Genomic DNA, 24,349 nt, shown 5'->3' on the forward strand with positions numbered 1-24,349 from the left:
AACGCGCCCGGTATCCACGCCCCGATCGCTCACGCCAATTCGCGCACGTCGGTAAGGTGGCCAGTGAGTGCAGCGGCTGCGGCCATGCCGGGGGAGACGAGATGCGTGCGGCCTTTATAGCCCTGACGCCCCTCAAAGTTGCGGTTTGACGTGGCCGCGCAGCGTTCGCCGGGGGCAAGCTGGTCGGGGTTCATCGCCAGGCACATCGAGCAGCCCGCAAGACGCCATTCGAAACCCGCCTCGCGGAAGATATCCGCCAGTCCCTCTTCCTCGGCCTGAGCACGCACGAGGCCTGAGCCGGGCACGACCATGGCACGCAACCCGTCCTTGATCTTTTTGCCCTTCAGCACCGCAGCGGCAGCGCGCAAGTCTTCGATGCGGCCATTGGTGCAGGAACCGATGAAAACCGTGTCGATCTGGATGTCGGTGAGTTTCTGGCCCGGTGTCAGGTCCATATATTCCAGCGCGCGTTTCACCGCGTCGACCTTACCGCCTTTAAAATCCTCGGGCGCAGGAACGACCGAAGTGATTGGCAGCACGTCCTCGGGCGAGGTGCCCCATGTGACGACCGGCGCGATGTCTTCGCCCTTGAGGGTGACGACCTTGTCCCAATGGGCGTCCTCGTCAGAGAAGAGGGTTTTCCACCAGTCCATTGCCGCTTCCCATTGTGCGCCTTTCGGGGCGTGGGGGCGGCCTTTGCAATACTCAAAGGTCTTCTTGTCCGGCGCGATCAGGCCCGCGCGGGCGCCGCCTTCGATCGCCATGTTGCAGACGGTCATGCGGCCTTCCATCGACAGGTCGCGGATTGCTTCGCCGCAATATTCGATGACATAGCCGGTCCCGCCCGCCGTACCGGTGGCGCCGATGACGGAAAGGGTGATGTCCTTAGCCGTTACGCCGGGGCGCAGCTTGCCGGTGATCTCGACCTTCATGTTCTTGCCCTTACGCTGGATCAGCGTCTGGGTGGCAAGAACGTGTTCAACCTCGGAGGTGCCGATGCCGTGGGCCAGCGCGCCAAAAGCGCCGTGGGTCGCGGTGTGGCTGTCGCCGCAGACGACGGTCATGCCGGGCAGGGTCCAGCCCTGCTCGGGCCCGACGATATGCACGATGCCTTGGCGCACGTCCGACACCGGGTAGTAATGCACGCCGAACTCACGCGCGTTTTTATCGAGGGCGGAGACCTGAATGCGGCTGTCTTCGGTCATCGCCTCGGGGTCTTCGCGGCCTTCGGTGGTGGGCACGTTGTGGTCCGGCACGGCGATGGTCTTGTCCGGTGCACGGACGGTGCGGCCCGACATGCGCAGCCCTTCAAAGGCCTGCGGGCTGGTCACTTCGTGGACGAGGTGACGGTCGATATAAAGCAAGCAGGTACCGTCATCGGCTTCGTGGACGACATGGGCGTCCCAGATTTTATCGTAAAGCGTCTTGGGGGACATGATGGTCCTCTCCCGTGGTTTGGAATGGCTAAGGGTGTGGCTAAGAGGGCTGGCTTATAGTCGAGCCAGAACGCTATGCGTCGCGCCGAAAAAGCGTTCGCGCAGACGCGCACGGTCGCAAAGATCAAACACCAGTATCATGGGGCAAGGGATATAGCGCCTTGGCGAGTCTCGCAAGGTGGCATCGCCGTGCAGCGAACTTGCCCTATCATTGTGGCTATGTAACCGTGATCTTCCCTTAGCTGCAAAGGACGCCCATGATCCCTGAATCTCACCCTTTTACGAACTTCCTCGTTTCGCTGCGGGCTTTGTTTGACGGTGTTTTGGGTTTTGGTGAGAGTGTTCTCAGCCCCGGCTGGCGGCAGAACCAAATCTTGATCTTGCTGGCGCTGGTGGCGGTGGCGTGGATTTTGCATCGGGTCACCGGGACGATGCTGCAAAACTGGGTCCGCTCCCGCGAGGGGTGGTCCAAATGGCAGTTGCGGGGCGTGGTGCAGGTCAAGCGGCGGCTGGGGTTGATATGGTTCGCGCTGCTGGCGGGGCTTTTGTATCAGGTGATGCAGAATGTCACTTGGCCATCCCGGTCCTATCTTATCGGTTTGGCGGCGACCTTGGCGGCGATCTATGTCGGCATCGCCTTTGCCGCGCGGCTGGTGCGCAACCGCCCGCTGCGGCGCATGGTGACATGGGGGCTGTGGATCTATGCCACGCTCTATATGTTGAATGTCGCCGATGATGTGGCAGTGTTTCTGGATGACGTGGCGCTGACCATCGGTGAATTCCGGCTTTCGGTGCTGACCGTTTTGACCGCGCTTGTGGTGGTCGGTGCGTTGTTGACCATGGCGCGGCTGGTGAGCACCACCACCGCCGCGACGATCCGCAAGAACGAAGACATCAGCCCCTCCATGCAGGTGCTGGCCGTGAAGGGGGTGCAGATCCTACTCTACGGTTTGGCGTTCTTCATCGGTGTGCGGGCCGTGGGGATCGACCTCACCGGGCTTGCGGTGCTGTCGGGTGCGATCGGTGTGGGTCTTGGTTTTGGTCTGCAAAAGGTTGTGTCGAACCTCGTCTCGGGCGTGATCATCCTGCTGGATAAGTCGATCAAACCGGGCGATGTGATCAGTCTGGGTGAGACCTTTGGCTGGATCCAAACGCTGGGCGCGCGCTATGCCTCTGTGGTGACGCGGGACGGCAAAGAATACCTGATCCCGAACGAAGACCTCATTACAGGGCAGGTGGTGAACTGGTCGCACTCCAACGACTTTGTGCGCCTCGATATCTATTTCGGAACAGCCTATTCGGATGATCCGCATGTGGTGCGCAAACTGGCGGTTGAGGCGGCCAAGGGCGTCGACCGGGTGCTGAGCTACAAGGCGCCAGTCTGCCATATCGTCGGCTTTGGCGATTCGTCGGTGGATTACATCCTGCGCTTCTGGATTAAGGATCCGACTGGCGGGCTGACCAACATTCGCGGCAATGTCTATCTGGCACTTTGGGATGCGTTCAAGGAAAACGACATCTCAATCCCCTTCCCGCAGCGCGAGGTGAAAGTCATCGAAGACAGTCAATTGGCGCTCTCACGGGCCGCGGTGGCAGAGAATTTGCCTGACTAGGCGGGGATTTGCGCCCCGGTTCACGCGGAGCGCATAGGGTCCATTGAAAAATCTGGCCTATATCGCTAAATTAGGGGGGCTCGGCACCGGGGCAAGCGTTCAGCATTGGCGGTGCATTACGAAGGAGGACAATGTCCTGTCTCTTAACGTTGACGCAGCGCAGGCTGCTGACCATGGGGCCGCAATGACTGCCGCCTCGCAAATCGCAACCAGCGACGACCTGCTGGCGCTTATTCTTTCCTCGCTGAATGACGACAAGGCCGAAGACATCGTGCAGATCGATCTGCGCGGCAAGACGGCCATCGGCGACTATATGGTGATCTGCTCAGGCCGCTCCACGCGGCAGGTTTCGGCGATCTCGGAAAAGCTGGCACAGGCGGTCAAAGACGCCACCGGACGCACGTCCAAGATGGAAGGCCGCGAAACCGGCGACTGGGTCTTGATCGACACAGGCGACGTTGTTGTGCATGTCTTCCGCCCCGAAGTGCGCGAGTTCTACCAACTCGAAAAGATGTGGCTGGGCGGCGAAGACGCGGCCGCGGTCATGCCGCACTGATCCCGCTTTTGCGGGGCTAAGCCATGCGGGTACATATCTGCGCCATGGGCCGGCTTCGCGCCGGTCCCGAAAAATCTCTTGTTGATGATTATCTCACCCGGTTCGACCGGACCGGGCGCGGTCTGGGCCTTGGCCCTGCGCGCGTGGTCGAGATGGAAGATAAGAAAGGCGGCGGCATGGCTGCCGAAGCTGCGTTGTTGCAGCGCGCGATCCCCCAAGGGGCGGTGATCTGTGTGCTGGACGAACGCGGGAAGGTCGAAACCTCCCCCGCTTTCGCCGAACGTCTTGGCACATGGCGTGATGCCGGGCGGGGCGATTTGGCCTTTGTCATCGGCGGGGCGGATGGCATTGATCCCAGCCTGCGGGCGCAGGCAGATCATGCGCTTTCTTTTGGCAAGATGGTCTGGCCGCATATGTTGGTGCGGGTCATGCTGGCGGAACAGCTTTACCGTGCGGCGGCGATCCTATCGGGCGGACCCTATCACCGGGTCTAGGCCCGTCTTGGCTTAGCGCAGTGGAACGCGGACAATTTCCGACGCCCAGCCATCTACGCTGTCGCGCGCTTGAATGCTGACTTCGGTCACACCCTCGGGGATACGTACGCCCGAGAGCGACCGGGTAAAGGGCTGTTCCTGAACATGTGGATGCGCCAGATTGCGCGTGCCCAGAGGTTTCCCATCGGGGTCAAGAACGCGCCAAGCGTCAGCATAGTGATCCCAACCGCTGTCGTTATGACGGATGGTCACGTCAAACTTCCACAGGTCGCCAAGCTGATCGACCCTGACATTCAAAATGGCGGGAGGATCGGCCAAGGCCGGTGTGGCAAAAGCCAATAGGGCAAGGATGAGGCTGCGTTTTAACATATGACACCAACTAAAATAACAAGCTTTATATAGAGCATTTTGCCGCGGTTCCAAGCTTGGCCAAGCTTGGGCTGCGCAAATCACTGTGATACCGTGAATTCGTGGTGCAATTGCACCAAACACGCGGCAGACTGGTCAAACCCGCGCCACGATACCTATGCTGCGCGGTAGGGGGAGGATCGCGATGGACATGCCAAAACCAGATGCCGGTATCATTGCGCGCAAGGCGCGGATCGTTGCACGGCTGAGTGCGGCCTTGCCGCAGGGCGCCGTGATCGATGATGTGCATGAAACTCGCGCCTATGAATGCGACGCGCTAACCGCCTATAAATGTCCGCCCCTCGCTGTCACCTTGCCTGGCAACACCGAAGAAGTCTCAACCGTGCTGCGCATCTGCCATGAAGAGGGCGTTCCGGTCGTGCCGCGCGGGTCGGGCACATCGCTGGCGGGTGGGGCGCTACCCACGGCGGACAGCGTGGTGCTGGGCGTGGCGCGCATGGCCGAAGTGCTAGAGGTTGATTATGACAACCGCCTCATGCGGGTGCAAACCGGGCGCACCAATCTCAGCGTGACCGGCGCGGTTGAGGAGGATGGTTTTTTCTACGCCCCTGACCCCTCCAGCCAGCTGGCCTGCGCCATCGCGGGCAATATCGCGATGAACTCCGGCGGGGCGCACTGTCTGAAATACGGGGTCACCACCAACAACCTGCTGGGCGTCACCATGGTGATGATGGATGGTGAAGTGGTCGAGATCGGCGGCGGCTATATGGATGCGAGCGGGCTGGATCTTTTGGGTGTGATCTGCGGCTCTGAAGGGCAGCTTGGCGTGGTGACAGAGGCGACGCTGCGCATCCTGCCCAAGCCCGAAGGCGCGCGGCCCGTGTTAATGGGCTTTGACGGCAACGCCGTCGCCGGGGCCTGCGTCAGCGACATCATCAAGGCGGGCGTCTTGCCTGTCGCGATCGAATTTATGGACCGCCCCTGTATCGAGGCGACGGAGGCTTTCGCCCATGCAGGCTACCCGATGTGCGAGGCGCTGCTGATCGTCGAGGTCGAAGGCTCCGACGCCGAGATCGACCACCAGCTTGCGCTGATTGCCGAGATCGCCCAGCGACACAACCCGGTGGAATTGCGCGAAAGCACCAGCGCCGAGGAAAGCGCGGCGATCTGGTTGGGGCGCAAATCGGCCTTTGGCGCGATGGGGCAGATCAACGACTACATGTGCCTAGATGGCACGATCCCGGTGACGGAACTGCCCATGGTGCTGCGGCGCATCGGCGAGATGTCGGTCGAATACGGATTGAGGGTCGGTAACGTCTTTCATGCAGGTGACGGCAATATGCATCCGCTGATCTTGTTTGATGCCAATAAACCCGGTGACCTTGAAAAATGCGAAGCCTTTGGCGCGGATATCCTGCGGCTATGCGTTGAGGCGGGCGGTTGCCTGACCGGAGAGCATGGCGTCGGCATTGAAAAGCGCGACCTGATGCATGTGCAATATGCCGCAGCGGATCTTGAGGCGCAGCTGGCGGTAAAGGACGTGTTTGATCCGACGTGGCTGTTGAACCCGGCCAAGGTCTTTCCTTTGGATGTCACGGAAGGGCGGCGCGGCAGCGGTGCATCGGTGGCCGCGTGACGGTAACGACTGAAGCAGAAGTGGTCGAGGCGATCCGATCCGCGCAGGCGCCCTTGTCCCTGCGGGGTGGCAATACGCGCGGCATGGCCGGGCCAGGGGCGGACCTGTCGCTTGCCGGATTGCGGGGCATCAGCCTCTATGAGCCGGGCGCGCTGACGCTGGTGGCGCAGGCGGGGACGCCAGTCTCCGAGATTGAGACGACATTGGCCGCCGAAGGGCAGCGGCTGGCCTTTGAACCGATGGACCACCGCGCGCTTATGGGCCGCAGCGGCACGCCGACCATCGGCGGGATCTTTGCGGCCAACGTTAGCGGCCCGCGGCGGCTTGCCATCGGCGCAGCGCGAGATTTCCTGTTGGGCGTACGCTTTGTCGATGGACAAGGGAACGTCATCAAGAATGGCGGGCGGGTGATGAAGAATGTCACCGGTTATGATCTGGTCAAGCTGATGGCCGGATCGCGTGGAACACTGGGCGCGTTGACCGAGGTTTCGTTCAAGGTACTGCCCGAACCGGAGACAAGCGCCACGCTTGCCCTTTCGGGGCTGGACGACCCCGCAGCCATTGCCGCCATGGCACAGGCGATGCGCAGCCCTTTCGAAGTCACCGCAGCCGCCCATGATCCGGCAGAGCGCCGGACGTATCTACGATTGGAGGGGTTTGAGACCTCAGTCACCTACCGCATCGAGCGGCTGAAGGATTTGATCTCGGCAACCGGTGCCGCGCTTGAGAGTCTCGCGGCGAAACCCTCCACTACGCTCTGGCGCGACCTGCGTGATGTAGCGGCCTTTCATGGGGCGGCGGGGGATGTCTGGCGGGTGCATTGCCGCCCGACCGAGGCCCCCGCGCTGGCGGCAAAGGCCGGGGCAGAGGCGCATCTTTATGACTGGGCCGGGGGGCTGATCTGGCTGCGCATGGCCCCCGGCACGGATCTGCGTGCCCGGTTGGGCGGCTATGACGGCCATGCGACACTCTTGCGGGCCGATGACGCAGCGCAGGCACTGCCCCGGCAGGAACCCGAAGCACAAGGCGTGGCGCGCCTGACCGCAGGGCTCAGGGCTAAGTTCGACCCGCGCGGCATCTTCAACGCCGAAGCCTTGGCGCTGACCCCATGACATTGATGCTGGTCTTTCTCATCGTTTTTCTGATCGGCCCGTTTCTGTTCAAAGCGCTGGTCGCCATGCCACCCTCCCTGCAGGCCATCCGTGCCTTGGGGGCCGTGGTTCTGGCCGCCTTTCTGATCGCAATCGGCCTGCGCTACGGCCTCTTGCGATATTGGAACGACAGCCTGTGGTTGCTCGGAGCCGTGGCCCTCGCACTCTGGTCCGCTTGGATAGCGGTGATCGCGCTGGTGGTCCAAGCGCTGCGCCGCGCCGACCCGCGCCCCGCCATGCGCCGATGGAGCGGGGTTCTGGGGGCAGTGGGCACCACAGTTCCTTGGTTCGGCCTTGTCCTCGCGAACCTCATGCGCAGCACATAATTTCGGAGCATCCATGCAAACCACATTCACCCCCGAACAATTGCAGGATCCTGACACGCAGCGCAGCAACGACATTCTGCGCGCCTGTGTGCACTGCGGTTTCTGCACGGCGACTTGTCCGACTTATCAGGTTTTGGGCGATGAATTGGACAGCCCGCGTGGACGCATCTATCTGATCAAGGACATGCTGGAAAATGACCGCGACCCGGACCCAAAGACGGTCCTGCACATCGACCGCTGCCTATCCTGCCTTGCCTGTATGACGACCTGCCCCTCGGGCGTGCATTACATGCATCTGGTCGACCACGCGCGCAGCTATATTGAGGAACGGTATAAACGGCCCCTAGGCGAACGCGCGCTGCGCTGGATGCTGGCGCGGATATTGCCCTATCCGACACGCTTTCGATTGGCGCTTTTGGGGGCCAAGATCGGGCGGCCCTTCGCGCGGCTGATGCCCGACGCCCGGCTGCGCGCGATGTTAGAGATGGCCCCCAAGATGATCCCCCCGGTCAGCCGCAATGACGATCCGCAAAGCTTTCCGGCAAAAGGCAAACCGCTGCGGCGTGTCGCCCTGATGACCGGCTGTGCGCAAAAAGCGCTGAACACCGATATCAACGATGCCACGATCCGGCTGCTGACCCGCGCGGGTTGCGAGGTGGTGGTGGCCGAAGGCGCGGGCTGTTGCGGAGCGCTGACCCATCACATGGGTAAGACCGATGAAAGCCACGCCCATGCCGCCCGCAACATTCGCGCATGGAGCGCCGAGATCGACGGCAAGGGGCTGGATGCCATCGTGATCAATACCTCGGGCTGCGGCACGACGGTCAAAGATTACGGCCATATGTTCCGCAATGACCCGCTGGCCGGAGATGCCGCAAAGGTCTCGACGCTGGCGAAGGATGTCACGGAATTACTGTCTGAGTTGAACCTGCCTTTTGCAGTCAGAGCTGGGCAGGGCATGATCGTTGCCTATCACGCGGCTTGTTCGCTTCAGCATGGGCAGCAAATCAAGACCGCGCCGAAAGCACTGCTTAAAAAGGCAGGCTTCACTGTGGTGGAACCGGCGGACAGTCACCTTTGTTGTGGGTCGGCGGGCACCTATAACTTGATGCAGCCAGAGATTTCGGCCAAGCTGAAAGAGCGAAAGATCAAGACGCTAGAGGCGAAATCCCCAGATGTCATCGCGGCGGGCAACATCGGTTGCATGATGCAGATCGGATCGGGCACCGGTGTGCCTGTGGTGCATAGTGTCGAACTGCTGGATTGGGCCTGTGGTGGGCCAAAACCACCCGCGCTCAGCCGCGACCCCGATGCGCCCGCGCAGGTGCCGCGTTTGCGTTAAGCCTACGCCGTATTTTCGCCGCAACTCCCCTATATCCGCCAAAGTGAACATGAGTTTGAGGTACATTTTGCGACAATTGTTGGCGGCTATTATCGGCGTCTTTACCTTGGCCACTATGGCAGTGGCGCAGGACAGCGCGCTCAAAGCGCTCGACAATGGTGTCGATGCCGCCGCTTGGGAGGCCGTTGGCCGTTTGGACATCGGCGGCACCGGATTTTGCACGGGCACATTGATTGCGCCGCGTCTGGTGTTGACCGCCGCGCATTGCCTGTTTGACCGCGAAACCAAGGCCCGGATCGACCATGGCGAGGTGCAGTTCCTTGCCGGTTGGCGCAATGGCCGCGCCGGGGCCTACCGCGATATCCGCCGCGCCGTGGTGCATCCCGACTACGTCTATGATGGTGAGGTCTCCTCGGGCCGGGTGCGCAACGATCTAGCGCTTTTGGAACTGTCGCGCCCCATCCGCAACACGACGATCCGCCCCTTCGGTACTGCCGCGCGCCCACGTCCCGGCGACAGTGTGGGCGTGGTCAGCTATGCCCGCGACCGGGCCGAAGCGCCTTCACTCCAAGAGGTTTGCAAGGTTCTGGCCCAGCAAGAAGGGGTTCTTGTCACCTCATGTTCAGTCGATTTCGGCTCTAGCGGGGCGCCAATCTTTAGCATTGTCGCGGGTGAGGCACACATTGTCTCGGTCGTGTCGGCCAAGGCCGAAGTCAAGGGCGCGCAGGTGTCACTTGGCACGGCGCTTGGTGCCCCATTGGCATTGTTGCAGGCGGAACTGGTGGCGGGCAAAGGTGTGTTTCTGGATTCCAACCCCGCAGGCAAACGCATCCGGGTCGGCGAAGAGCGCGAGACAGGGGCGAAATTTATCCGCCCGTAAATCTGCGCCCCCAAGACTTGAAACCGCGCGAAATTCTTCCCACATGAGCTTTGCCGAGGTGCCTCTATAGGGCTTCGGCGCTTGAAAAATCGGGTCTGTCCAATGGTGGAAGGCCCGATATGTCAATCGCTCAATGATGAGGATGAACACATGCGTAGCTTTGATTTCGCACCCCTTTACCGCTCCAGCGTTGGTTTCGACCAGATCGCCAATATGATGGACCGGGTTCTGACAAATGATGGGGCCACCCCCAGCTATCCCCCGTACAATATCGAAAAGCTCGATAACGATGCCTACCGCATCTCCATCGCCGTCGCCGGTTTCTCTGACAGCGACCTGAGCGTCGAAGTGCGTGAGAAGGCGCTGATCGTCTCGGCCCGCAAGGCGGATGAGGATGAAGCCAAGTCCTACCTGCACCGTGGCATCGCCACCCGCGCCTTTGAGCGCCGCTTTCATCTGGCAGACCATGTTCAGGTGACCGGTGCGGCCCATGCCAATGGCATGCTGCATATCGAGCTTGAGCGTCAGGTTCCAGAAGCCCTGAAACCGCGCCAAATTGCGATCTCTTCCGAGGTGAAGGCGATCGACAAGGACGTGGTTGACGCCAAATCCGTGAACTGAGCCCAGCCCTGTGCTGAAGCTTGTGAGGGCCCGCTATCAAGCGGGCCTTTTTCGTTGGGTGGTGGGCAACTGCGGGCATGGCTTTGGGAGGATATCTGCCGGTGAGGGAGTCGAAAACGGCGTGTTTTTGCTGCGCAGCGGTGGGCGCGAAACCAAGCGTCAGCAACCGGGTTGAGGGGGGGGACCGGGCAGGCGTGCTCGGGCAACTGCGTGCAAAAATCCGCACGCGCAATGAAAGGAAGACCCATGACAACCTATGCAAATTCCCTACGCAAACTGACTCTGACCACAGCTGTGGCAGCATTGATGGCCGCGCCAGTCGCCGCACAGTCGCTGGATGCGGGAGTGGGCTCTGACGTGAGTGCCGATGTGGCAGGCACCGAAGTCGACGCGAATGTCGCGGCTGAAGTCGAAGGCAACCTGCCCGCAGACCAGGCCGCCACTGGCGCCACAGACGTGGACACCGCGCTTGATGGCAGCTCTATCGCTGTGGCCTCAGATGACACTGTAATCGGCACGATCTCGAACGTTGAACCGCAGCCCGATGGTTCCGTGCGCTATTCCATTGATCTGTCCAGCGATCTGGACGTCGATAGTGACCGTGCAGTGGTGCAGATCGATCAGGTTGTTGACGCCGACGGCCAGCTCGCTATCGGCATGACAGGCGAAGAATTTGCGGCAGCCTTGACCCAGCAGATGAATGCGGGCGGCGCGGCACAGACCCAGACCAACTAAGTTAGGTCATTCCGATAGGGCGACCTCTCCCGCGCCCGGAAGCCGGCAGCATGAAAGTGCTGTCGGTTTTTTTGTTGCCGCCCTTCGGTCGAGAGTTCTGTCAGCTTGCCAAGATGCCCTAAGAGGGCTAAGGCGGTTGAGTTATGATATAACATATCAGTATCGCCATTCGGCATAACTACGGAGCTCGACATTGCAAAAGACACTCGCATCCCCGCTTTACCTTCTCACTCTTGGCGCTGGCCTCGCGTTTTCTGCACCGGTTTATGCGGAAACGGCTTCCGAGACAAAGAATGAGTCGCATAGTCACGACCACGACCACGACCACGACCACGACCACGCTCATGATCACGACCATGCCAAAGAAGACATCTACAAAGGCTACTTCGACGATGAGCAGATCAAGGATCGCCCCTTGTCTGATTGGGCAGGCGACTGGCAATCCGTGTTCCCGCTGTTGCAACAGGGCGCGCTTGATCCGGTGATGCAGCACAAAGCCGAAGAAGGCGACAAGACCGCGGAGGAATACAAAGCCTACTACGAGGTTGGCTATGCCACCGATGTGGATCGCATCACCATCGAAGGCAACGCTGTGACCTTCTTTCGGGACGGTGATCCGGTGCAGGGGCGCTATGCCAGCGATGGCTACGAAGTGCTGACCTACGAAAAGGGCAACCGCGGCGTGCGCTATGTTTTCGCCAAAGAGGGTGGAGATGCCGAAGCACCGGCGTATATTCAATTCAGCGACCATATAATCGCATCCGAAAAGGCCGACCACTACCACCTCTATTGGGGTGATGATCGCGCCGAGGTGCTTGCGGAACTCACCAACTGGCCAACCTATTTCCCCACCAGCATGAGCGCCGCTGACATCGCGGCGGATATGCAAGCGCACTAAAGGCGGCCCATCAGCATGTCTGGCAGAAAGCGAAACCTGCGCAGCGGGCTGAAGCACAGGCGGCGGCAGGGGGATCCAATGGCGGCATATGATCGCCTGCCACCGGCTCTGCGGGCTTGGCTTGCGCAAGCGGCATTGCCGTGGTCGCCACAATCCGCGCATCGGATTTGGTGTCGGGCGTTGCAGCGCTGCGAAGGGGATGTGGCTGAGGCCGCGCATCACCTGAGCCGCGCAGAAGGTTGGATGCTGGCGCAGGACCGCCCGGAGCGTTGAGGCAAAACACAACGGGGCGCGCCTTAGGCACGCCCCGTTTCATTCCTCCGGTCGGTTCTTAGACCGACAAGCAGACGTATTTCATCTCAAGGTAGTCTTCGATCCCGTGGTGGCTGCCTTCGCGGCCAAGGCCGGATTGCTTGACCCCACCAAAGGGGGCAAGCTCGGTCGAGATGATGCCGGTGTTCACGCCAACGATGCCGTATTCCAGCGCCTCGGCGACCTTGTACACACGGCTGAGGTCTTTGGCATAGAAGTAGGACGCGAGGCCAAAGATCGTGTCGTTCGCCATGGCGATCACATCGTCCACATCGTCGAACTTAAACAGCGGCGCGAGCGGGCCGAATGTCTCTTCCTTGGCGACCTTCATGTCTTGCGTCACGCCGGTCACGATGGTCGGGCCGAAGAAGTTGCCGCCCATGTCGTCCTTGGCATTGCCCAGAATGATCTCGGCCCCGTTGTCGACCGCATCCTTGATGTGCTCGCGCACCTTGTCCGACGCCTCGGGGTTGATGAGCGGGCCAAGGTCGGTGCCTTCCTCAAGGCCGTCGCCGACCTTCATCTTGCTCACCCGGTCCTTCAGCTTGGTCGCGAATTCGTCATAGACGCCCGCCTGCACATAGATCCGGTTGGCGCAGACACAGGTCTGGCCGTTGTTGCGGAACTTGCACATGATCGCGCCTTCGACGGCGGCATCAAGATCGGCGTCGTCAAAGACGATGAAGGGCGCGTTGCCGCCCAGTTCCATCGAACATTTCATCACCTGATCGGCGGCCTGTTTCAGCAGGATGCGCCCAACCTCGGTGGAGCCGGTGAAGGTCAGCTTGCGCACGGCGGGGTTCTCGCAGAACTCCCTGCCCACAGCCGAAGAGGACGACGACGGCAGCACGTTGAACACGCCCGCCGGAATGCCCGCACGTTCGGCCAGCACACCCATGACGATGGCCGAGAGCGGTGTCTCAGCCGCCGGGCGCGCCACGAAGGAACAGCCCGCCGCCAACGCGGGGGCCGCCTTGCGGGTGATCATCGCATTGGGGAAGTTCCACGGCGTGATCGAAGCAGCAACGCCGATGGGCTGCTTCATCACCATGATGCGCTTGTCGCGCTGGTGGCCGGGGATCATCTCGCCGTAGACGCGCTTGGCCTCTTCGCCGAAGAATTCGATAAAGGACGCGCCATAGGCGATCTCGCCCTTGGCTTCGGCCAGCGGTTTGCCCTGTTCGGCGGTGAGGATGGTGCCCAGATCGTCTTGGTTCTCCATCATCAGGTCGAACCATTTGCGCATCACGGTGGCGCGTTCCTTACCGGTCCAACTGGCCCAGTCCTTCTGCGCCTTTTCTGCCTGTGCAATAGCACCTGCGACCTGTGCACGGCTTAGGTCAGCGACCTGTGCGATGACATCGCCCCGCGCGGGGTTGGTCACGTCAAATGTGCCGTCGTCGCCGTCGACCCATTGGCCGCCGATATAGGCGCGGGTCTCCAGCAAGCTGGGGTCTTTGAGTAGTGATTTCAGATCCGTCTTAGCATCAGTCATGTCATCTCTCCGCTATTCTCTATAGCCTCCAAAGCAACAACGAGTATGATTGTCCAGTTCAGTTTGATCAAATCCGGGGTGGGAGACCCAAATGATGCTAGATGACGCCTATGCAAATGCAGCCTATATCGATGGGGCCGACGGCTTTCCGCCCCGCTGGGAGAAGGAGGCAGAGGCGTTTCGCGCAAACTTGGGCGCGCGGGCGCAGTTGAATGTGCGCTATGGCCCCTCGGACCGTCAAAAATTCGATTTCTTCCAGCCCGAGGGCGTGTCGCGCGGCACTGTCGTCTTTGTGCATGGCGGCTATTGGAAGGCGTTCGACAAGAGCTATTGGTCGCATCTGGCTGCCGGGCCATTGGCGCGGGGCTATGCCGTGGCGATGCCGTCTTATGACCTATGCCCCGATGTGCGCATCTCGGAAATATCGACACAAATCGCCGCCGCGTTGACCGAAGTGGCGAACCGCACGCAGGGCACCATCGTGCTGTCGGGCCATTCAGCGGGCGGGCATCTGGTGGCCCGGATGACCGACCCCTTGCTGCTGGGGGCCGAGGTGCGCGACCGGATCACGCGGATCGTGCCGATCTCAGCCGTGGCCGATCTGACACCGCTGCTTCAGACCGAGATGAACGACACTTTGCAGCTGGATGAGGCCGAAGCCGCCGCTGAAAGCCCGATGAACATGACCCCGCCCCATGGGGTTGACGTGACGGTTTGGGTGGGCGCCGATGAGCGGCCCGTTTTCCTTGAGCAGGCTGAGAATTTCGCCCGCAGTTGGGGCGCGAAGCAGGTTGTGGCCGAGGGCAAGCATCATTTCGATGTGATCGACCCGCTGGCCGAGCCGGACAGCGACCTGACCAAAGCACTTTTGGGCAGCTAAATCGCTTGTGGGTCGCGACAAATGCCTCGCGCTAAGGCGTAAGGCATTTGCCGCAGTGCCGCAGAGGCACTATGTCGGGAGGGGAAGGCCCCTGATCGGCCGCGCGACGTAATTGAAAGGGCCGAAGATGAAAATCGTCAAATGGGTGTTCTGGGTAACCATTTGGGTGATGGTGGGGGCGTTCTTCCACTATACCTTGCCACAGACCGATATCGTGCGTGTCACGGACACCTATGAAAAGCGGATCGACTTCGGCAACAGCTCTATATTCTGGTCCGGGTCGTCGACTGACAGCGCCGGGCAGGCGGTCAACCGCGATGTCTTTTTCATTCAGACCCGCCGCGCCAAGGGCGATGTCATGGTCTACCGTAACGAAGATACGGGCTGGGGCTGGCCGCCCTATTTCAAATTCGACACCGCCAACCTTCAGGCCGAGGCGGCAGACGCACGCAGCACCACCGGCGCACCACAGTATTACGCGCTGAAACACTATGGTTGGCGCAGTGAGCTATTGTCGATCTACCCCAATGCCATCTCGTTGCGAGCGGTCGAAGGGCCTGATGCGGCCAAGGGCATTCCCTTTGTCACCATCATTGTGCTGCTGCTTTTCGCGGCGCTGGTCTATGCGATCTGGGTGCGCTGGCGGCGCTTCCGCCGGGCGCGGCTGGACCCAAGGATCGAAGCGTTCGAAGACGACATCGCCGTACGACGGGGCCGTTTTGCCCGCTGGCGGGCCGAACGCCGCGCGCGGAAGTAACATCACTGAGAACTGCAAGCGCTGAGCGGGGCAAGAAGTGTCCCGCATTCAGGTAAAACTCTGGTATTCCATCCTATATGGACATCATCCTCGTCACCACGATCATCGCGTCGCTCTTTGTGGTCATCGGCTTGGCCGAGCCCTTGGCGGCGCGATTGCGCCTGCCATTCAGCGTGATCCTTGCTGTTGTGGGTATCCTTATCGGGGCCTCGGCGATCTTTTTGTTGCGCACGGATTTGACCGATGCGCTGAACCCGATGGCCGCCGCCATTCTGGGGCTGCCGATCCGGTCGAACGTATTTCTATACGTCTTTCTGCCGACGCTGTTGTTCCAAGCGACCTTGGGGATGAACCTGCGCCGGATGGTCGACGATTGGGTGCCGATCCTTGTGCTGGCGGTTGTGGCGGTTGTGGTGGCGACGGTCAGCATTGGCTACGCGCTTTTCTGGTTTAGCGCCATTCCATTGGCGGCCTGTCTACTGATCGGGGCGATTGTTTCGACCACTGACCCCTCGGCGGTGGTCTCGATCTTTCGCTCAATCTCGGCTCCGCGTCGGTTGGCGCGGATCATTGAGGGTGAAAGCCTGCTGAACGATGCCGCGGCGATCGCGCTTTTCGGTCTGTTTATGGGCTATGTCATGCTGGGCATTCCCGACCCGGAGCTGGGCAGTGCGCTTGCGCAATTTCCGATGTTGATCGCGGGCGGGGCGTTGGTGGGCTGGCTGGGCGCGCGGGTCTCTGTTTGGGTGATGGCGCTGTTTGCACGGCACGAACTGGCACAGCAATCGATCTCGGTCGCGCTGCCCTACCTAGCCTATATCGTGGCAGAGCAAAGCGTTGGCGCGTCGGGTGTGATCGCCGTGGTCGCGGCGGGGCTGACGCTGAACCTCACCGCGCCGGGGCGGTTGCCACCGCAGGCGCTGACCAACCTGCGCGAACTTTGGGACGTGCTGGCCCATTGGGCGGGGGCGCTCATCTTTATCCTTGCCGCTTTGCTGATCCCGCGCTTGCTGGAGGAAGTCCGGCTGGAGGATTTCTTCCTTATTGCGGTGGTGGTCATTGCGGCGATCCTTTCCCGCGCGGTGATCCTTTTTGGCCTGCTGCCATTGCTGACGGCCGCCAAACTTTCGCCGTCGGTCGAGCGGCCCTACCGGGTGGCGATCCTCTGGGGGGGCTTGCGCGGGGCGGTCACGCTGGCGCTGGCGCTGGCGGTGACGGAAAGCGTGCGGGTGCCGGATGATATCCAACGGATCGTGGGTATTCTGGCCACCGGTTTCACCCTGTTTACCCTGCTGGCCCAAGGTACGACGCTGCGTTGGATCATTGGGCGGCTGGGCTTGGATCAGCTTTCCCCCATCGACCACGCGCTGTCGCGGCAGGTGATCGCTGTTGCCCTACAGACCGTGCGCGAGGACGTGGCCCAAACGACCGAAAACTACGATCTGAACCGCGATATCGTGCGGTCTGAGGCCAAGCGCTTTGGCGAGCGGTTAGAGACGGCGGTGAAGACTGCCGAAGAGGCGACCGACATCCTTGACCGGGACCGCATCGCACTTGGCCTGATCGCGCTGGCGGGCCATGAGCGCGACACGATCCTTGCCCGCGTGCGGGAGCGGACGATCTCGGCCCGGATGGCCGATCTGGTGCTCTCTGACGCTGACCGGCTGATCGAAGGGGCGCGGACCCAAGGCCGCAGTGGCTATCAACGTGCGGCGCGGCGCAGTGTGGCCTATGGGCGCACTTTCCGCGCAGCGGCGGTTCTGCACGGACGCTATGGTGTGTCTGGCCCATTGGCGCGGATGACGGCGGACCGCTTTGAGATGTTGCTGTCGCAGCGGTTGATCTTGCGCGACTTGGGGACATTCATCGACGGGCGCATTCGCCGTATTCATGGGCGCCGGGTGGCGGAACTGCTGCACGATCTGCTGGCGCGCCGCATCGAAGGGATTGAAACCGCTCTGGAAGGTTTGCGGCTACAGTACCCCGGTTACGCCGAGGAATTGGAACGCCGTTTCATTCGCCGGACCGCGCTGCGTTTGGAAGAGCGTGAATATACGTTGATGCGCGAAGACGGGCTGTTCGGGGCCGAAGTCTATACCGCACTCATGCAGGAATTGACGACACGGCGCATGGCAGCGGAAGGTCGACCGGGGCTGGATCTCGCCGTGCGGCGCGGGGCGCTTATTGAGCAGTTTCCTCTGTTTAAAGATCTGGGGGATGCCGCGCTAAAGCGGCTGAGCCGGACGCTCAAAACCCGCTATGTCGATATTGGCGATGTGGTTTTGCACAAGGATAGCCCTGCGAGCAGCGTTTTCTTCATCGCTTCGGGCGCGGTTGAGTTAGAAAGCGCGGGACAAACTTGGCGTTTGGGGCGCGGGGAAATGTTTGGGCAGATGGCGATCCTGACCAACCGTGTACGTCGGGTGGATGTCCGGGCCATCGCACCCACGACCCTACTGGTGCTGGACGAAGACCGCTTCCGACGCCTGCTTGAACGGAGCGCCGCGCTGCGAGACGCCGTGCGGGCCAGTGCGGAAAAACGGGGGATCGATCCGGTGGATTTGGTGGCCGGTGACGGTAAGATTTGAGCGGTGAGGCGGGGGTAAACGTTGACGTTGCGGCTGGGGCCGATGTTGCGCAGCGGTATTTAAGAAAGGATGAAATGAGGGGGAGGGGCGTTTTTTGGCTGTGTAGGTGCGGCCAGCTCGGGCAGCCGCACCTTGAGGCTGTGGATCAGTCGTCGTTTGTGATCTCGCCGGTGCTGGCGTCGATCAGCACGTCGCGTTCGCCCGTGGCGTCGGTCAGTTCGACTTCATAGACCATGTGGTCGTCTTCATCGTCGAGCGATAGCTCTTCAACCCGCGTGCCGTCTTGACCTTCGAGTTCGGTCAGCGCTTTCATCAAGGCTTCGCGAGATTCACCGGCGGCGCGTAGCTCATCCTCCTGGAATAGACCACTGAGGAAGCTGGTCAGTTGCTCTTCGGATTGCGAGAGCACCTCGCCCGTAGCGGCATTCACGGTCACTTCGTAGACGGCATCACCGCGGACGAGGTCAATTTCGTAGACCAGCGCATCGCCTTCGGTTTCGATTTCAGCTTCTAGCACGCCGCCGTCGATGCTGCTTTGCGCGGCCTTGATGGCCTGGGACATGCTGATACGGTCTACCTGCGGGGCGGTCTCTTGGGCAAGGAGGGCAGCTGGGGCAAGCAGGAGGGAAGTGGCGATGGCGGTGAACTTGGGGTGCATGGATAACCTCATTGGGTGCATGTTGGTTTTGCCGATCCGCAGATGGTGCGCGGTATCGGCGTTCCGGGTCCAACGCCTGTCGGTCGGGGCTGTTCCATGTAGTTAGAGTGGTGGTGCTAATCTGCGAAGAGATTATCAGTCTGCGCGATCGCGCGGGCCTTATCCTCAGTAACGGTCAAGAAGCGTGCCAATGCTGCGGTATTTGTCTCTGTGTCGGCGTACTCAGACAGGCGGCTATAGTTTTCAAACTGGGCATCACGAATTTGATTGGCTTCGTGCAGCATGTCGCCTCGGATTGGGGGCAGCAGGCGCGTCAGGGTTTCTTGGGACGTCTGCTCTCCGGCCAGCCCGATACGTAGGGCGTGGTCACTCAAGTACCGGTCTGTCAGCTTGCACTCAATCTCAAGCATGCGCACTTGGGCGCGGTCCGAGGCGAAATCATTCAGCAGGTCGAGGTTGGATGTATCCATACAGACGATCAGCCGCTCGCTATCGTAATAGTTATAGAGCATCCGCATCAGCGCGCGCCGGTGGCGGGTGCGTTTTTCCAGCGTGGTTTGGGTGCCGCCAAGATCAGGCAGAGGGGTGTCCTCCTCATTAAACAGAAAGTCGATGCCGGGTAAGTTGGTCACCTGACGCATGCGTTCGAGCACACGTTTGGCCACATGCCATTTCTTTGCGATGACGATCAGCAGTTCGCGTTCGCGACCAAGGCTGGCTTCGGTCTCCCAAAAGCGGGGGGCGAAGCGGCGGCCGATACGGCCCCGCGCGGTGAGAAACTTAAAGAGGTTGCGACCTTCGTTGCTGATCTGAAACTGTACCCCTCGGGCGGAATAGAGCAGGCCGAGGCGGCGTTTGAGGTCCAGCGCTTCGGGGCTGATCTTGCGTGCGAAAAGGTAGTCTTGGCTTAGCAACAAATCGTAGTGGTCGTTGTAGAAGGTCACCGGCATTCCGTAATCGGTAAAGAGCAGGAAGGTCAGGCTGCGGTTGGAGATCTCCGCCTCGGGGACCAGATGGCGCACGAGGGTTTGAAAGAAGGTCTCATCCGGGATCCATGTGCTGCGGAAAAAGCGCATCACGTCGCGGCGTTTGTGGGTGAATTCCATCAGCGCCTCGATGGTGCGGCGGCGCAGGCACCACCATTGGCTGCCGATTTGCACTTGAAGGTCGGCGGGAATTTGGCGGGTGAGGCCAAGGCGTTTCTGAACCTCGAACATCGCGTAGAACCGCTTGCGCTGTGTGCGTTCGTTGAACCAGTGGCGATAGATCAGCCGCTCTTCTTTCCAGCCGGTCTTGATCCAATCACTGTTGAAATAGTCCACGCTTTCGATGAAGTCGGTGTCATTCTCATCAAGAAACTGATGTGCGTATTCGGCGGATTTGATCGCCATGCAATCGCCGGACATCAGGTAGAAATGCGTGGCCCGGGGGAAGCATTCCATCGCGGCGGTGAGCGTATCCAGCGTGGCCTGCACCAAAGACCATTCACCCCAGCCGCAGCGGGCGCGTTTGCGCGGGAAGGTAACGCTGGGGTTGTCGCCAAGGGCGGCGGTGATCTGGGCGTAATCCTCGGCACTGGCGGAAGCGTCGAAGTGGATCGCCATATAGTCGCCCACGGCGGTCAGCCGCTCGGCCTGCCGGATGACGGCCTCCGGATCCTTGTGGCACAGCAGGATGTAGGCAATTTTCGCCATGCAGGATTCCGAATGTCCTTGTCGCGGCCCGCTTGCATCGGCCTTTTGTCGTGGGTCATTTACCTAGTTAATCGTGAAGACTGATTGAATAAACAGCATTTCTTTGCTTTTCTACGGCAATGCCAAACTGTTGCTTAAAACAGTCAGCGGCAGCAGGAGGCAGAGCGCGCATGGGTTTCCCCGGAATTTGGATGACGGAAAGCGAAAGCTTGGTGTACCGGGTGGTGCCCAAATGCGCTTGTTCGACGATTGGCCAGATCATGTATTATTCGGATCATGGCACGTTCTTTGACGGGGACATTCACGATGCCAATACAGGCATTCACAAATGGGCGTTGGATGCCTCCCAAGGGCCGATTTCCGAAAATGTGACGGCGCATAAATCTTATACCTTCACCTGCGTGCGCAACCCATACACGCGTATCCTATCGTCCTTCTTTGACAAGATTTGCGGCATCCAGCGCAATGGGCGGCGGTATCGCGGCAATCTGGTGCCGCTGCTGGTGCAGAAATACGGGATCGACGTGGGCGGCGATGACGGCAAAGAGGAATTCGACCAGATCGCCAGTTTCCGGCGTTTCTTGCTGTTTGCGCGCGATACCATTCGTTGGCGGCGGCCGATGGACCCGGACATTCACTGGTCTGCGGTGTCGGGGCACGTCAGCACCTTCATCATCAACGGCGGTACCTACGACAATATCTTTTGGACCGAGCAGTTTAACGGTGGCATGCAGAAGGTGCTCGATGCCGTGGAGACGCCGCATCAGGTCGATCTGGCGGCGATCCCGCGCTTTAACGAGAGCGAGGGCCATGGGCCCAAGCGGGCACATCCGGTTGAGGATTACTTTGACGATCTGTCGATGCATTTGATGCGCGAGATCTACAAACGCGACTTCGATCTGTTCAAATATGACTTTGACAACCCCGGCAACAAGCAACCCGTGGGCGAGATTGATTTGGATGAGGTGCACGCCAAACTGGGCGACTGACGTGTAAGAACCCTGACCGCACATCTTGCACCGGGGCGGGGGGCGCTCTACATGCTTTGGCATGTCACAGGTCAAAACCAGCTCCAAATCCGATCCGAACTACAAGGTGATCGCCGAAAACCGCCGCGCGCGGTTTGATTACGCTATCGAAGAAGACATCGAATGCGGCATCATCCTTGAAGGGTCCGAGGTGAAATCCCTGCGCGAAGGTGGGGCGAATATCGCCGAGAGTTACGCCGCCGTGGAAGATGGTGAGCTGTGGTTGGTGAACTCTTACGTGGCACCTTACCGTCAGGCCAAGACCTTTCAGCACGAGGAACGTCGCCGCCGTAAGTTGTTGGTGAGCCGCAAGCAATTGGCGGACCTGTGGAATGCGACGCAGCGCAAGGGCATGACGCTGGTGCCGCTGGTGATGTATTTCAACCATCGCGGCATGGCGAAGATCAAGATCGGTGTGGCCAAGGGTAAGAAGCTGCATGACAAGCGCGAGACGGCGGCCAAGCGCGATTGGTCGCGGCAGAAGCAGCGGTTGTTGAAGGATCACGGCTGATACGTGCGGCAGGCCCGAAATCAAGCCGCAGGCGCCGGGCCATCGCCTGCCCGCCCGTCACGCCAAAGGCGTGCCAGAATATACTAGGCGCACCTTTGTTGCGACCGGGTAGGCGATTTGGTGAGGCTTGGCGCGACCTCGCGGGACGCACATCTCGTCTAATCCATAAAGTGGCATGAACCGACGTCACATCGCCGACCCGCGGGCAGGCGATGGCCCTCTCACCGCCCCCTTCCACTTGCCAGCACCCCCTGCCGGTTATAGTCAAGGGCAACGCCCGCGACGAAGGAGGCCCCGATGGCCGACGATCCCAAGACATTGGTTTCAACCGACTGGTTGGCTCAGCACCTGAAAGACCCGGACCTGCGCATCTTGGATGCGTCATGGTATCTGCCCGACGCCGGGCGTGATCCGAAGGTCGAGTATGACGCCGCTCATATCCCCGGCGCGCGGTTCTTTGACATTGATGACATCTCGGACGCGCGGTCGGACCTGCCGCATATGGCGCCGCCGATTGAAAAATTCATGTCGCGCCTGCGGGCGATGGGCGTGGGCGACGGGCATCAGGTGGTGGTCTATGACGGCGCCGGGCTGATGTCAGCGGCGCGTGTCTGGTGGCTGTTCCGCCTGATGGGGCAGGAGAATGTCGCCGTGCTCGATGGTGGTCTGCCCAAATGGCAGGCCGAGGGGCGCGAGACCGAAGATATGCCGCCCGTGCCGCGCGACCGCCATATGACCGTGCGCTTTCAGAACCAGTTGGTGCGCGATGTGACGCAGGTGGCCCATGCCTCGAAACTCGGCGATCCGCAGATCGTGGACGCCCGCGCCGCGGCGCGGTTCCGCGGCGATGCGCCAGAGCCACGCGAAGGGCTGCGCGCAGGCCATATTCCCGGCGCACGCAATGTACCCTTCACCGAATTGCTCAACGACGACAAAACGATGAAGACCCCCGAACAGACCCGCGCCATTTTCGAGGCGGCGGGCGTGGATTTGGCGCAGCCCGTCATCACCTCTTGTGGTTCTGGCGTCACCGCTGCCGTGCTGGCGCTGGCGCTAGACCGGATGGGGCATCGCAAATGGTCGCTCTATGATGGCTCATGGTCGGAATGGGGCATGTTCCCCACCGTGCCCGTCGCCACCGGCGCGGCTTAACCCTTTTTAGTTAACTTCCAACCGGAGAACCCCATGTTCGAGACGCTCAAGGCCCAGCCCGCTGACAAGATCCTCGCCCTTGTACAGGCCTACCGCGAAGACCCGCGCGACACGAAGATCGACCTCGGCGTCGGTGTCTACAAAGACGCCAACGGCAACACCCCGGTGATGCGCGCCGTCAAAGCAGCCGAGCAGCGCATCTGGGAAAGCCAAGATACCAAGGTCTACACAGGCCTTGCCGGCGATCCGGCCTATACCAACGCGATGGCCGCACTGGTCTTGGGCGATGCCGTGCCACGCGGCGCGATTGCCGCCGCCGCCACCCCCGGCGGCACAGGTGCTGTGCGTCAAGCGTTTGAACTGGTGCGCATGGCCAACCCTGAAGCGCGCGTTTTCGTCTCTGACCCGACATGGCCGAACCACCTGTCGATCCTGTCTTATCTGGGCATGGAAGTGGTCAACTATCGCTATTTCGACAGCGACACCGGCGGCGTGAACTTTGACGGCATGATCGAAGACCTCAAGACCGCCAAGAAGGGTGATGTGGTCCTGCTGCACGGCTGCTGCCACAACCCGACTGGCGCGAACCTGAACAGTGCCGAATGGGACGCGGTGATCGAAGTGCTGCAAAGCACTGGTGCCGTGCCGATGATCGACATCGCCTATCAGGGCTTTGGCGACGGGCTGGAAGCCGATGCCGCGGCGACGCGCAAAGTGGCCTCTTCGGTGCCGGAATGTCTGATCGCGGCAAGCTGTTCCAAGAACTTCGGCATCTACCGTGAGCGGACCGGCATCCTGATGGTGGTGGCTTCCGAGGCGGCCCAAGGGCTGAACCAAGCCACGCTGGCCTTCCTCAACCGCCAGAACTACAGTTTCCCGCCCGATCACGGCGCGCGGATCGTGTCGACCATCCTGACCGATGACAAACTCAAGGCCGACTGGATGGCCGAACTGGAAGAGGTGCGCAACGCCATGCTGGCCCTGCGCGAGCAACTGGCGGGTGAATTGCAGCGCCTGTCTGGATCGGACCGTTTTGGCTTCCTCGCCCAGCACCGGGGCATGTTCTCGCGCCTTGGCACCACCCCGGACAAGGTCGAAGCGCTGCGCGAAAAGCATGGTATCTACATGGTTGGTGACAGCCGCATGAACATCGCAGGGTTGAACCAAAACAGTGTGCCAATTCTGGCCCGCGCGATCATTGACGTAGGTATCTAACA

24 protein-coding genes are annotated in these 24,349 nt (G+C 60.8%); 19 read left to right on the forward strand and 5 right to left on the reverse strand.

Annotated features, from left to right (window positions below; all coding sequences use genetic code 11):
* Positions 1–29 precede the first annotated feature (29 nt).
* On the reverse strand, positions 30–1,436 hold the full coding sequence (leuC, locus tag DSM110093_RS01745; RefSeq protein WP_243266427.1) for a 3-isopropylmalate dehydratase large subunit: 1,407 nt from the start codon (positions 1,434–1,436) through the stop codon (positions 30–32).
* Positions 1,437–1,693: 257 nt separating this feature from the next.
* Here leuC and DSM110093_RS01750 point away from each other — a divergent pair, with 257 nt between their 5' ends.
* The 3 genes from DSM110093_RS01750 (at position 1,694) to rlmH (ending at position 4,099) form a co-directional block, all read left to right on the forward strand.
* A complete protein-coding gene (locus DSM110093_RS01750; RefSeq protein ID WP_243266428.1) occupies positions 1,694–3,049 on the forward strand; it encodes a mechanosensitive ion channel domain-containing protein in 1,356 nt (451 codons plus the stop codon).
* Between the two features lie 184 nt (positions 3,050–3,233).
* Positions 3,234–3,605 (forward strand): ribosome silencing factor, encoded by a 372-nt coding sequence (gene rsfS, locus DSM110093_RS01755; RefSeq protein WP_067631153.1) that lies wholly within the window; start codon positions 3,234–3,236, stop codon positions 3,603–3,605.
* A gap of 23 nt (positions 3,606–3,628) precedes the next feature.
* Positions 3,629–4,099: a 23S rRNA (pseudouridine(1915)-N(3))-methyltransferase RlmH gene (gene rlmH / locus DSM110093_RS01760; protein WP_243266429.1), complete on the forward strand. Its 471-nt coding sequence runs from the start codon at positions 3,629–3,631 to the stop codon at positions 4,097–4,099.
* Between the two features lie 12 nt (positions 4,100–4,111).
* On the opposite strand, the gene DSM110093_RS01765 is transcribed toward rlmH, so the two are convergent.
* Positions 4,112–4,468, reverse strand: coding sequence for a hypothetical protein (locus DSM110093_RS01765; protein WP_243266430.1), 357 nt, complete (start codon positions 4,466–4,468; stop codon positions 4,112–4,114).
* A 184-nt stretch (positions 4,469–4,652) separates the two neighbouring features.
* Between DSM110093_RS01765 and DSM110093_RS01770 the strand changes: the two genes are divergently transcribed.
* The 9 genes from DSM110093_RS01770 to DSM110093_RS01810 all read left to right on the forward strand — a co-directional run bounded on the left by DSM110093_RS01770 (position 4,653) and on the right by DSM110093_RS01810 (position 12,330).
* The gene (locus DSM110093_RS01770) at positions 4,653–6,104 is read left to right on the forward strand and encodes an FAD-linked oxidase C-terminal domain-containing protein (protein ID WP_243266431.1); all 1,452 of its coding nucleotides are present in this window, start codon (positions 4,653–4,655) and stop codon (positions 6,102–6,104) included.
* Positions 6,101–7,216: an FAD-binding protein gene (locus tag DSM110093_RS01775; RefSeq protein ID WP_243266432.1), complete on the forward strand. Its 1,116-nt coding sequence runs from the start codon at positions 6,101–6,103 to the stop codon at positions 7,214–7,216. Before DSM110093_RS01770 ends, DSM110093_RS01775 begins: the two co-directional genes overlap by 4 nt.
* Positions 7,213–7,581 (forward strand): hypothetical protein, encoded by a 369-nt coding sequence (locus DSM110093_RS01780; RefSeq protein ID WP_243266433.1) that lies wholly within the window; start codon positions 7,213–7,215, stop codon positions 7,579–7,581. The genes DSM110093_RS01775 and DSM110093_RS01780 overlap by 4 nt, the downstream gene beginning before the upstream one ends.
* Before the next feature lie 13 nt (positions 7,582–7,594).
* A complete protein-coding gene (gene glcF, locus DSM110093_RS01785; RefSeq protein ID WP_243266434.1) occupies positions 7,595–8,923 on the forward strand; it encodes a glycolate oxidase subunit GlcF in 1,329 nt (442 codons plus the stop codon).
* A 49-nt stretch (positions 8,924–8,972) separates the two neighbouring features.
* A complete protein-coding gene (locus DSM110093_RS01790; RefSeq protein ID WP_243266435.1) occupies positions 8,973–9,803 on the forward strand; it encodes a trypsin-like serine protease in 831 nt (276 codons plus the stop codon).
* Between the two features lie 150 nt (positions 9,804–9,953).
* Entirely contained in the window at positions 9,954–10,424 is a 471-nt protein-coding gene (locus DSM110093_RS01795) for an Hsp20 family protein (protein WP_243266436.1), read from the forward strand.
* Positions 10,425–10,670: 246 nt separating this feature from the next.
* On the forward strand, positions 10,671–11,159 hold the full coding sequence (locus DSM110093_RS01800; protein ID WP_243266437.1) for a hypothetical protein: 489 nt from the start codon (positions 10,671–10,673) through the stop codon (positions 11,157–11,159).
* A gap of 193 nt (positions 11,160–11,352) precedes the next feature.
* The gene (locus DSM110093_RS01805) at positions 11,353–12,057 is read left to right on the forward strand and encodes a metal-binding protein ZinT (protein ID WP_243266438.1); all 705 of its coding nucleotides are present in this window, start codon (positions 11,353–11,355) and stop codon (positions 12,055–12,057) included.
* A gap of 78 nt (positions 12,058–12,135) precedes the next feature.
* On the forward strand, positions 12,136–12,330 hold the full coding sequence (locus DSM110093_RS01810; protein ID WP_347568633.1) for a DUF6525 family protein: 195 nt from the start codon (positions 12,136–12,138) through the stop codon (positions 12,328–12,330).
* A gap of 58 nt (positions 12,331–12,388) precedes the next feature.
* Here DSM110093_RS01810 and DSM110093_RS01815 read toward each other — a convergent pair whose 3' ends face one another.
* Entirely contained in the window at positions 12,389–13,864 is a 1,476-nt protein-coding gene (locus DSM110093_RS01815; protein ID WP_243266440.1) for an NAD-dependent succinate-semialdehyde dehydrogenase, read from the reverse strand.
* A 91-nt stretch (positions 13,865–13,955) separates the two neighbouring features.
* Between DSM110093_RS01815 and DSM110093_RS01820 the strand changes: the two genes are divergently transcribed.
* The 3 genes from DSM110093_RS01820 (at position 13,956) to DSM110093_RS01830 (ending at position 18,089) form a co-directional block, all read left to right on the forward strand.
* The gene (locus tag DSM110093_RS01820; RefSeq protein ID WP_243266441.1) at positions 13,956–14,744 is read left to right on the forward strand and encodes an alpha/beta hydrolase; all 789 of its coding nucleotides are present in this window, start codon (positions 13,956–13,958) and stop codon (positions 14,742–14,744) included.
* A gap of 127 nt (positions 14,745–14,871) precedes the next feature.
* Positions 14,872–15,501 carry a DUF1523 family protein gene (locus DSM110093_RS01825; RefSeq protein ID WP_243266442.1) on the forward strand — a complete coding sequence of 210 codons (630 nt, stop codon included), beginning with the start codon at positions 14,872–14,874 and terminating at the stop codon, positions 15,499–15,501.
* A 77-nt stretch (positions 15,502–15,578) separates the two neighbouring features.
* Positions 15,579–18,089 carry a cation:proton antiporter gene (locus DSM110093_RS01830; protein ID WP_243266443.1) on the forward strand — a complete coding sequence of 837 codons (2,511 nt, stop codon included), beginning with the start codon at positions 15,579–15,581 and terminating at the stop codon, positions 18,087–18,089.
* Positions 18,090–18,234: 145 nt separating this feature from the next.
* Here the strand turns inward: DSM110093_RS01830 and DSM110093_RS01835 are convergent, their stop codons facing one another.
* Both DSM110093_RS01835 and DSM110093_RS01840 read right to left on the reverse strand, forming a co-directional pair.
* Positions 18,235–18,747, reverse strand: a complete 513-nt coding sequence (locus tag DSM110093_RS01835; protein ID WP_243266444.1) for a PepSY domain-containing protein — start codon at positions 18,745–18,747, stop codon at positions 18,235–18,237.
* Positions 18,748–18,863: 116 nt separating this feature from the next.
* Complete coding sequence (locus DSM110093_RS01840; RefSeq protein ID WP_243266445.1) at positions 18,864–20,441, reverse strand: DUF5928 domain-containing protein; 1,578 nt, start codon at positions 20,439–20,441, stop codon at positions 18,864–18,866.
* 170 nt (positions 20,442–20,611) lie between these two features.
* On the opposite strand from DSM110093_RS01840, the gene DSM110093_RS01845 reads away from it, so the two are divergent.
* From DSM110093_RS01845 to DSM110093_RS01860, 4 genes are all read left to right on the forward strand, one after another.
* Positions 20,612–21,430 carry a sulfotransferase family protein gene (locus DSM110093_RS01845; RefSeq protein ID WP_243266446.1) on the forward strand — a complete coding sequence of 273 codons (819 nt, stop codon included), beginning with the start codon at positions 20,612–20,614 and terminating at the stop codon, positions 21,428–21,430.
* Positions 21,431–21,491: 61 nt separating this feature from the next.
* Entirely contained in the window at positions 21,492–21,980 is a 489-nt protein-coding gene (gene smpB, locus DSM110093_RS01850; protein WP_243262063.1) for an SsrA-binding protein SmpB, read from the forward strand.
* Between the two features lie 297 nt (positions 21,981–22,277).
* Positions 22,278–23,132, forward strand: a complete 855-nt coding sequence (gene sseA, locus DSM110093_RS01855; RefSeq protein ID WP_243266447.1) for a 3-mercaptopyruvate sulfurtransferase — start codon at positions 22,278–22,280, stop codon at positions 23,130–23,132.
* 33 nt (positions 23,133–23,165) lie between these two features.
* The gene (locus DSM110093_RS01860) at positions 23,166–24,347 is read left to right on the forward strand and encodes an amino acid aminotransferase (RefSeq protein ID WP_243266448.1); all 1,182 of its coding nucleotides are present in this window, start codon (positions 23,166–23,168) and stop codon (positions 24,345–24,347) included.
* The last annotated feature ends 2 nt before the right edge of the window (positions 24,348–24,349 follow it).

Source organism: Sulfitobacter sp. DSM 110093, from assembly GCF_022788715.1.
In the GTDB taxonomy this organism is placed as follows: domain Bacteria; phylum Pseudomonadota; class Alphaproteobacteria; order Rhodobacterales; family Rhodobacteraceae; genus Sulfitobacter.

What these genes read in the sequence shown, in the direction of transcription:
- DSM110093_RS01800 (WP_243266437.1), top strand. Translation starts at nt 10,671, where the DNA reads ATGACAACCTATGCAAATTCCCTACGCAAACTGACTCTGACCACAGCT.
- DSM110093_RS01815 (WP_243266440.1), bottom strand. Translation starts at nt 13,864, where the DNA reads ATGACTGATGCTAAGACGGATCTGAAATCACTACTCAAAGACCCCAGC.
- smpB (WP_243262063.1), top strand. Translation starts at nt 21,492, where the DNA reads ATGTCACAGGTCAAAACCAGCTCCAAATCCGATCCGAACTACAAGGTG.
- DSM110093_RS01750 (WP_243266428.1), top strand. Translation starts at nt 1,694, where the DNA reads ATGATCCCTGAATCTCACCCTTTTACGAACTTCCTCGTTTCGCTGCGG.
- DSM110093_RS01820 (WP_243266441.1), top strand. Translation starts at nt 13,956, where the DNA reads ATGATGCTAGATGACGCCTATGCAAATGCAGCCTATATCGATGGGGCC.
- DSM110093_RS01765 (WP_243266430.1), bottom strand. Translation starts at nt 4,468, where the DNA reads ATGTTAAAACGCAGCCTCATCCTTGCCCTATTGGCTTTTGCCACACCG.
- DSM110093_RS01810 (WP_347568633.1), top strand. Translation starts at nt 12,136, where the DNA reads ATGGCGGCATATGATCGCCTGCCACCGGCTCTGCGGGCTTGGCTTGCG.
- DSM110093_RS01845 (WP_243266446.1), top strand. Translation starts at nt 20,612, where the DNA reads ATGGGTTTCCCCGGAATTTGGATGACGGAAAGCGAAAGCTTGGTGTAC.
- DSM110093_RS01830 (WP_243266443.1), top strand. Translation starts at nt 15,579, where the DNA reads ATGGACATCATCCTCGTCACCACGATCATCGCGTCGCTCTTTGTGGTC.
- rsfS (WP_067631153.1), top strand. Translation starts at nt 3,234, where the DNA reads ATGACTGCCGCCTCGCAAATCGCAACCAGCGACGACCTGCTGGCGCTT.
- DSM110093_RS01790 (WP_243266435.1), top strand. Translation starts at nt 8,973, where the DNA reads ATGAGTTTGAGGTACATTTTGCGACAATTGTTGGCGGCTATTATCGGC.
- DSM110093_RS01835 (WP_243266444.1), bottom strand. Translation starts at nt 18,747, where the DNA reads ATGCACCCCAAGTTCACCGCCATCGCCACTTCCCTCCTGCTTGCCCCA.
- DSM110093_RS01825 (WP_243266442.1), top strand. Translation starts at nt 14,872, where the DNA reads ATGAAAATCGTCAAATGGGTGTTCTGGGTAACCATTTGGGTGATGGTG.
- DSM110093_RS01770 (WP_243266431.1), top strand. Translation starts at nt 4,653, where the DNA reads ATGGACATGCCAAAACCAGATGCCGGTATCATTGCGCGCAAGGCGCGG.
- glcF (WP_243266434.1), top strand. Translation starts at nt 7,595, where the DNA reads ATGCAAACCACATTCACCCCCGAACAATTGCAGGATCCTGACACGCAG.
- DSM110093_RS01795 (WP_243266436.1), top strand. Translation starts at nt 9,954, where the DNA reads ATGCGTAGCTTTGATTTCGCACCCCTTTACCGCTCCAGCGTTGGTTTC.
- leuC (WP_243266427.1), bottom strand. Translation starts at nt 1,436, where the DNA reads ATGTCCCCCAAGACGCTTTACGATAAAATCTGGGACGCCCATGTCGTC.
- rlmH (WP_243266429.1), top strand. Translation starts at nt 3,629, where the DNA reads ATGCGGGTACATATCTGCGCCATGGGCCGGCTTCGCGCCGGTCCCGAA.
- sseA (WP_243266447.1), top strand. Translation starts at nt 22,278, where the DNA reads ATGGCCGACGATCCCAAGACATTGGTTTCAACCGACTGGTTGGCTCAG.
- DSM110093_RS01780 (WP_243266433.1), top strand. Translation starts at nt 7,213, where the DNA reads ATGACATTGATGCTGGTCTTTCTCATCGTTTTTCTGATCGGCCCGTTT.
- DSM110093_RS01840 (WP_243266445.1), bottom strand. Translation starts at nt 20,441, where the DNA reads ATGGCGAAAATTGCCTACATCCTGCTGTGCCACAAGGATCCGGAGGCC.
- DSM110093_RS01860 (WP_243266448.1), top strand. Translation starts at nt 23,166, where the DNA reads ATGTTCGAGACGCTCAAGGCCCAGCCCGCTGACAAGATCCTCGCCCTT.